The 6,263-nt window shown below is 59.0% G+C and carries 4 protein-coding genes and 3 pseudogenes; 4 read left to right on the top strand and 3 right to left on the bottom strand.

All coding sequences use genetic code 11. From position 1 onward, the window contains the following. Positions 1–246: hypothetical protein (locus DH10_RS36260; RefSeq protein WP_210327771.1), on the top strand; the 246-nt coding region annotated here is incomplete at its 5' end. A gap of 961 nt (positions 247–1,207) precedes the next feature. On the opposite strand, the gene DH10_RS09175 is transcribed toward DH10_RS36260, so the two are convergent. Both DH10_RS09175 and DH10_RS09170 read right to left on the bottom strand, forming a co-directional pair. After that, positions 1,208–1,651, bottom strand: coding sequence for a pseudoazurin (locus DH10_RS09175; RefSeq protein WP_192245634.1), 444 nt, complete (start codon positions 1,649–1,651; stop codon positions 1,208–1,210). 513 nt (positions 1,652–2,164) lie between these two features. Beyond that, positions 2,165–4,036, bottom strand: coding sequence for a sensor domain-containing phosphodiesterase (locus DH10_RS09170; RefSeq protein ID WP_192384623.1), 1,872 nt, complete (start codon positions 4,034–4,036; stop codon positions 2,165–2,167). A gap of 384 nt (positions 4,037–4,420) precedes the next feature. Here DH10_RS09170 and DH10_RS09165 point away from each other — a divergent pair. Beyond that, positions 4,421–5,446 (top strand): annotated as a pseudogene (locus DH10_RS09165) (FAD-binding protein); the annotation flags it as partial. Here DH10_RS09165 and DH10_RS38145 read toward each other — a convergent pair. Continuing rightward, positions 5,447–5,921 (bottom strand): annotated as a pseudogene (locus tag DH10_RS38145) (IS6 family transposase); the annotation flags it as partial. It abuts the pseudogene before it with no gap. Here DH10_RS38145 and DH10_RS09155 point away from each other — a divergent pair. Together DH10_RS09155 and DH10_RS36255 are read left to right on the top strand one after the other, a co-directional pair. Beyond that, complete coding sequence (locus tag DH10_RS09155) at positions 5,844–6,011, top strand: hypothetical protein (protein WP_192245607.1); 168 nt, start codon at positions 5,844–5,846, stop codon at positions 6,009–6,011. The pseudogene DH10_RS38145 and the gene DH10_RS09155 sit on opposite strands and share 78 nt — an antisense overlap. A 71-nt stretch (positions 6,012–6,082) precedes the next feature. Further along, positions 6,083–6,263: pseudogene (locus DH10_RS36255) on the top strand (coproporphyrinogen III oxidase); the annotation flags it as partial.

The raw sequence follows: 6,263 nt of genomic DNA, 5'->3' as shown, positions 1-6,263 counted from the left end.
GTCACCGCGTCGGCGGCGCGAGCACCGGAGACTGCGATCAGGGCCGCAGCTGAGCCGAGAAGAATGCTCGTGATGTTCATTCTTGATCTCCGTTCAAAGATTAAAAAGGGAGGGAAGGACGTCAAAGAACGAAAATTGTTCAAGAACAAAGTTGACGAAGCTAACGTAAGATTTTTGACATCTGTCCTATTTGTGTCTGAACGAAGATTGGTTTCTGCAGTACTGGGCATTCGTACGGTTAGGTGAGTTGTAGAATTCATACATGACCTGGAGCACTAGAGAGCCGATCTGAGTTAGGCTCAAAAAGGCGCAACATGACTGCAGCTCTTATGCCTCGGCTCGCTGCGCCTAGACGCAGCTCTTCAGCTAAAGTCTTCGGTTGCCTCGGGGGAATTCAGCACTGAGCCAATCGCTATGGTCATCTCCGCTAGTTCTGGGTAGACCGTCACAACGGCTTCCAAAGTTGACTGTGCAAATGACGTGCCATCCCAAGACGTAGCTGCGCGCTGACCCCCAAGTTGGCCGGCGCACTTTGGTCGCGCTTCATTCTTTTTGGCTTTGAGGGTCAAGCTGAACACGAAAAGCAAACGTTTAGGATGTGGTTCGTCTGTTCGATACGCGACAATTTCGTTCAATGGCGACAGCTTTTGTTTGCTAAGAAACCTCGAGATTGAGACATCTTGCGGCGGCACCGTCTCGGTACGTCAGGCGAGATGCCCCACTGACGCCGACATAATAGTCACGAGCGAGGTCGGGCATGCGGCTCTTGGAGCTTGGCCCAGGCCGTAAGCGTCATCGTTAGGGCGGAGGGCCACGCCTCGGTCGTGGCGAAGCTGGTCGTGATCCCGGGCGCCAGCTTGCCAATCAGATCCGGACAAAGTGATTTTCGCAAGGCTGAGAAGATCGACACGGGCAAACCGAAGCGAGGACGCCTCGGAGAGGTTGACGTGGCCGATCTGGGAAGTATCCCGTGTCCGGAGGGGAAGCCCGTGCTACGTATTTTCCGAAGTTGTAGCTGGCTGTCGTCGCGGTTTTTCCGGCCTATCGGCAGTAGGCGGACCTTCCTTTCTGGCCCTAACAAACTCTTGGTCGCCCGGATGGCAAGGGTGGAAAGGATGCGGTGCTGAAGCGACCGATGGATCCCCGGAGCCTTCTGGCTTTGGCGAAGGCCGGACGGACCTCTCGGTCGTCCGGCCTTCGCCTGGGATCACTTCGCCTTCGTCACCTGGCTGAACAGGTCTGGGAATACGGTCTTGGCCTTGCCGATATGCTTGACGGCCTGCGCCGCGTCGAGGTTCACGGGCTTGCCGACGACGATCAGCGCCACCATGCCCATGCCGTAATGCGGATTGCATTTCACGCCGTAGACGCCCTCTTGCGTCAGCGTGACGGTGGTCGTTTCACCTGATTTGCCCTTGAACTCTTGGGCGCCGTCAGGGATCATTCCCTTGATGGTTTCGACATCATGGGTCTTGTCGCCAGGCACAAACTTGATCGTGTCGCCCGGTGCCGCCTTGATGAAATTGGGCTGGAAGGCCATGTAACCCTCGTCTCCCTTTGTCAGCAACTGGACAATGTGTTCCTCGGCATTTGCGGCGCCGGCAAGAGCGAGCAGGGCGGCGGCGGCGGCGGTAATCAGGCGAAGTTTCATGGGAAAGTCCTTTCTTGAGTGCGTCACGGCTTCAACCGTTGCAATTTTCTGGCCCACGGCGCGGGCTAGCGATTTGCGCTGGCGCAACTGGTGCGCGAAATATAGCTGGACCGCCTGGCGCCGCTGTGGAGTCATGAGGAGCTGAGTTTGCCGCTTGACCGCTCGGTTATCGCGCGACTGTCGCTGTTCGGGGGCCTGAACTCCGCGGAACTCGACAGCGTTCTCAAGGACCCCCGGTCCGTACGGTTTGCGAAGGAGTCGCCGATCTTGAGCGGGAGTCCGAGGCGCGCTAATTCTATGTGCTGCTTGCAGGGCATGTCGTGCTGAGCATGTGTCCAGCGAGCTCCGACTGCGTCAGCAAATTGCAGCCCATTCTGTCACATTCCATCGGACAAAGGAGGGGTATGAAAGAGGCCGCGCTTAAGATCGGAAGAGTGGAGACACTCACTCGCAGCGGCGGTGATGGTCGCCACGACCTCGGCCCAACCTAAGCTATCCCAGGAAGGATTTCTGTCAGGCAATCAGATCGATTGGGTTCGCTATGCCGCTCGCCACCCTGGTTTCCTCAGCAGGTGGTCGCCCGAACCGCTTCAAAAGGTCTTTCGCTATTTGACGTGGTACCGCTTGCGAAAACAGATACCCCTGACCGAGTTGGCACCCGATCTCTGCAAGTAAAACGGCCTGGGCTTCGTTCTCGATGCCTTCGGCGATGACCTGGATGTCGAGCTTGCGAGCGATGCCAACCAAGCCCTCGACGATGGCCAGGCTCGGATCTCCCTGGACAAGGCGATCAATGAAGGATTTGTCGATCTTGACGATATCGACCGGCACCGTCAGCAAATGCGTGAGCGAAGCGAAGCCGGTCCCGAAATCATCGAGTGCGATACGCAGGCCATGGGCTCGCAACGCCTTGATCTCCCGAGCGACGACCGGATCGCGCTGGCCGAGATAGACCGACTCCGTTACCTCCAAAATGATATGCTTCAACGGAACGTTCTCGCGGCCGAAGGCGGCTTCGAGACGCGCGTAAAGCGTGCCGCTATGAAAATCGGCTGAGGTAATGTTGATGCCGACATGCTGCAACGGAATACCTTGATCCAGCCACGAGCGCGCGTCCGCTGCGACGATCGCCATCATGCGTTCCGTCAGATGCGAGGCGACGCTGACATCGGAGGTCGCCTGATGAAAAGCAGCGGCGGAAACGACCTCGCCATCCGGCTTGCGAAGGCGGCATAGGGCCTCCATGCCGACGATCACGCGGGTGTCGAGCTGCAGGATCGGCTGATAGAACGCGTCGATCCGGCCTTCGCGCAAAGCCGCGTCGACATCGCGGATCACCTCGATTCGGGTCTTGATTGCGCTGCCGATTCCCGGCGAGTACAGCACGAAGCCGCCCCGCGAAGTTTCCTTGGCGTGGTAGAGCGCGAAATCGGCGTTTTGGCGCACGCTTTTCGCATCGACGTCCCCCGCCGACAGCACTGCGCCGCCGATGGTAGCCTGTGCCAGGATCATGTGCCCGTCGCAGTCGGCGGGCACAGCCAGAGTGTCGAGAATATGACGCGCCGTGCTCTCGATGTCGGCGGGCGCTCCGGCTCGCTGCAGGATCACAGCGAACTCGTCGCCGCCCATGCGGAACACACGGTCAGGCGCCACGCTTTCGGCGAGACGCGACGCTACCACCTGAAGCAAAGCATCGCCGGCCGCATGGCCGAAAGTGTCGTTGATGGTCTTCAGGTTGTCGAGGTCGATGATCAGGACCGCCCAGGCGCTAGGTTGGCCAAAGGACAGCCGCTCCAGGGCGACGTCCAAACTCGCCCGGTTCGGCAGGTTGGTGAGGGCATCGACATAGGCGCCGCGCTCGCCCTCGATGACCCGCTGGTGACGCTCAAGCGCGATGGCGCACAGGGAGGTGCACGAGGCGACGACCTCCTCCTCGCGCGGGGTGGGGCCGCGCTTCTCCGTAAAGTACAGGGCAAAGGTGCCGAGCACAGCGCCCGCGGCGTCGCAGATCGGGCTCGACCAGCAGGCCTTCAGGCCCAGCGCCAGGACTGGCTCCTTGAAGCTGACCCAGCGCGGGTCGGTCGCGATGTCCTTCGCAGCCACGGCCATTCCGAGATAGGCCGCACTGCCGCAGGAGCCCACAAGCGGGCCGATCATCAGGCCGTCGAGAAGAGCCATATATTCATTCGGGAAGCTGGAACCTGGGAGGGGATGCAACAAGCCATTACCGTCAACGCGCAGAACGGAACACCAGACGCCCGGCAACAGTTTCTCGATCTGGCGGCAAAGACGGTCCGTCGTCGCTTCGAGCGTTTCGCCCCTGGCGATCATTTCGAGAATATTGTTCTGGAGATGCAGCACGTTAACCCGCCAATACGTGTGCATAAGTACCTGTAGCATTCCTGGTGAAATCACCCTGATGAGGCGCAGTGCACAAGATGACGATGTCAGGTAATCCTTTATAAGTGTTATCTTTCGCCACTGACAAACCGGGGCCAGGACTCATTAATCAGAGCCAGAAGATAACGGCTGCTGCGATGCAGATGGAAGGCGGATGCCGGTCCACGGATTTTCGGCAAGTGCAAAGGCGAAGCTGTCGGTTCGAGGCTCCCCTCAGACGCAATGCGGCAAGCCGGACTTGTCGCGGTTTCAATAAGCATGCTGAACGCAGGCAATTTATTGCGTGTCCATGTTCCGCTGATCCCTAAGATGGGGCGAACCATCAGGGAACGCCGTGATACCTCTTGAGCTCAAGGTCACTGCCGCGTCACGGCCGGACCGATGGCGGCGCTCAAGGCGAAGCAGAAAAATCCCGCTCTGAATGTCGTCCTGCTCGAAAAGGCCAATGTGAAAGAGTTCCGGAGCTATCTGCATGGGCATGGACGGGCTGAACAACGCCGTCGTCCCAGGATATGCGACGCCCGAGCAATACACCAAGGACATCACGATCGCCAATGACGGCATTGTCGATCAGGCGCCGGTCTTCAAATATGCCTCGCGCTGCTATGACAAGCTGCCGATGCCGAATGGCGATACCGTCAAGAAGGCGCTCTACCGTCAGATCAGGCGCAAAAGGATATTGGTCTCCAACCGCTTCATGGTAACGCGCCTGTTGACTGCCAACGACGGCAGGATCGCGGGCGCCACAACGCACGGCTGAATTCCTCGTGCTGCGTGCCAAGACCGTGATCCTCTGCATGGGCGCGGCGGGCCGGCTCGGATTGCCGCATGCCGGCTATCTCTTCGGAACCTATGAGAATCCGACCAATCCGGTGACGGTTATGCCATGGCCTATCATGCGGGTGCCGCGCTCGCGAATCTCGAATGCTATCAGATCAATCCGCTGATCAAGGACTATAACGGCCCGGCTTGCGCTTACGTGGCCGGTCCGTTCGGAGCCTATAGCGCCAACAGTGAAGGCAATCGCTTCATCGAAGCGACTACTGGTCTGGACAGATGATGCAGGAATTCTACAACGAACTACAGTCGGGCAAGGGGTACGCCGCGGCGACATGGCGAGCGTGCCACACAACTATATGCTCGGCGCCTTCACCAATGGGGCCGTCGCCGGCGAGCACGCTGCCGAAGTCGCGCTGGAAACCAATCTTCCGGATTTCGACAGCGAGTTCGTCAAGGCGGAGCGCAAGCGCGTGTTGGCACCGACGCGGCGTGAAGACGGCATCCCGCAGGGATGATCTCGAAACCGCCCTTGTCGCGCGCGACGCACATGAGCTGATGTGTTCGCTCGAAGTGTCGTCCATTCTCGACTGCGCCGACAGGGCGGCGCATGCCTCGCGAGTTCTCGGCACGATTGTTAAGTTCCCCTGTGCGAGCGATGCTCGACTTGCGGCACCACCTAGGAGCGCGATTTGTCGATGATCATGCCCCTTGAGGGCGCAGCCCTGCCTTCAGCAACCGGTCAGTAGGCGCTTGGGAGCCTTAGCATTGCGGCGGACCTGGACGATCTCGTTCAGCACATTCCCGTTCTGATAGACGGCGGTCCACTGCCAATGCCTATGGCCGGCAGTCGATACCACGAGCTCATCGAGATGCCAGATATCGCTACGCGAGGGCGTCTTACGAGCCAGCTGGCGAGCAAAGTCTGGTCCCGACGCCGTATCGTCTCGTGGGATATGGCAATGCCGCGCTCCAGCAGAATCTCTGCGACCAGGCGCAGACTGAAGCGAAAGCGATGGCAGAACCAAACGGCGTGCGAGATGGTCTCGGCGGGAAAGCGATGGCGCTTATGGCTGACCGGCCAAGTGTTCATACCCTCGCCATCCAGCCAAGACTGATCGGCGACATCGCCCGCGTGAGCATTCCCATTGGCAAAATACAAGGTTCGCGCCAAAGCGAATGATTTGACATAACGCAGAGACACAGGAGAGCGAAGCGGTAAGGATGATGGTTATCAGCATAGGAAGGAAACTGTTGCAGACCTCAATCCTGACAAAATATCGCGAGGCTCGCCTGCCTTGGTACACCATCTATCCGACTGTGCCGGAGTTCTCCGCAGCGATCGGTGCCCAGACTTATGAGAAATGGCTCGGGGACCTACCGGCTGACGAACCAGTGTCACTCTATCTCCACGTTCCGTTCTGCCGGTCGATGT

The sequence above is a fragment of the Mesorhizobium silamurunense genome, from assembly GCF_014843825.1.
In the GTDB taxonomy this organism is placed as follows: Bacteria; Pseudomonadota; Alphaproteobacteria; order Rhizobiales; family Rhizobiaceae; genus Mesorhizobium; species Mesorhizobium silamurunense.
This window is presented reverse-complemented; position numbering and strand designations above follow the sequence as displayed.

What these genes read in the sequence shown, in the direction of transcription:
- DH10_RS09175 (WP_192245634.1), bottom strand. Translation starts at nt 1,651, where the DNA reads ATGAAACTTCGCCTGATTACCGCCGCCGCCGCCGCCCTGCTCGCTCTT.
- DH10_RS09170 (WP_192384623.1), bottom strand. Translation starts at nt 4,036, where the DNA reads ATGCACACGTATTGGCGGGTTAACGTGCTGCATCTCCAGAACAATATT.
- DH10_RS09155 (WP_192245607.1), top strand. Translation starts at nt 5,844, where the DNA reads ATGGCAGAACCAAACGGCGTGCGAGATGGTCTCGGCGGGAAAGCGATG.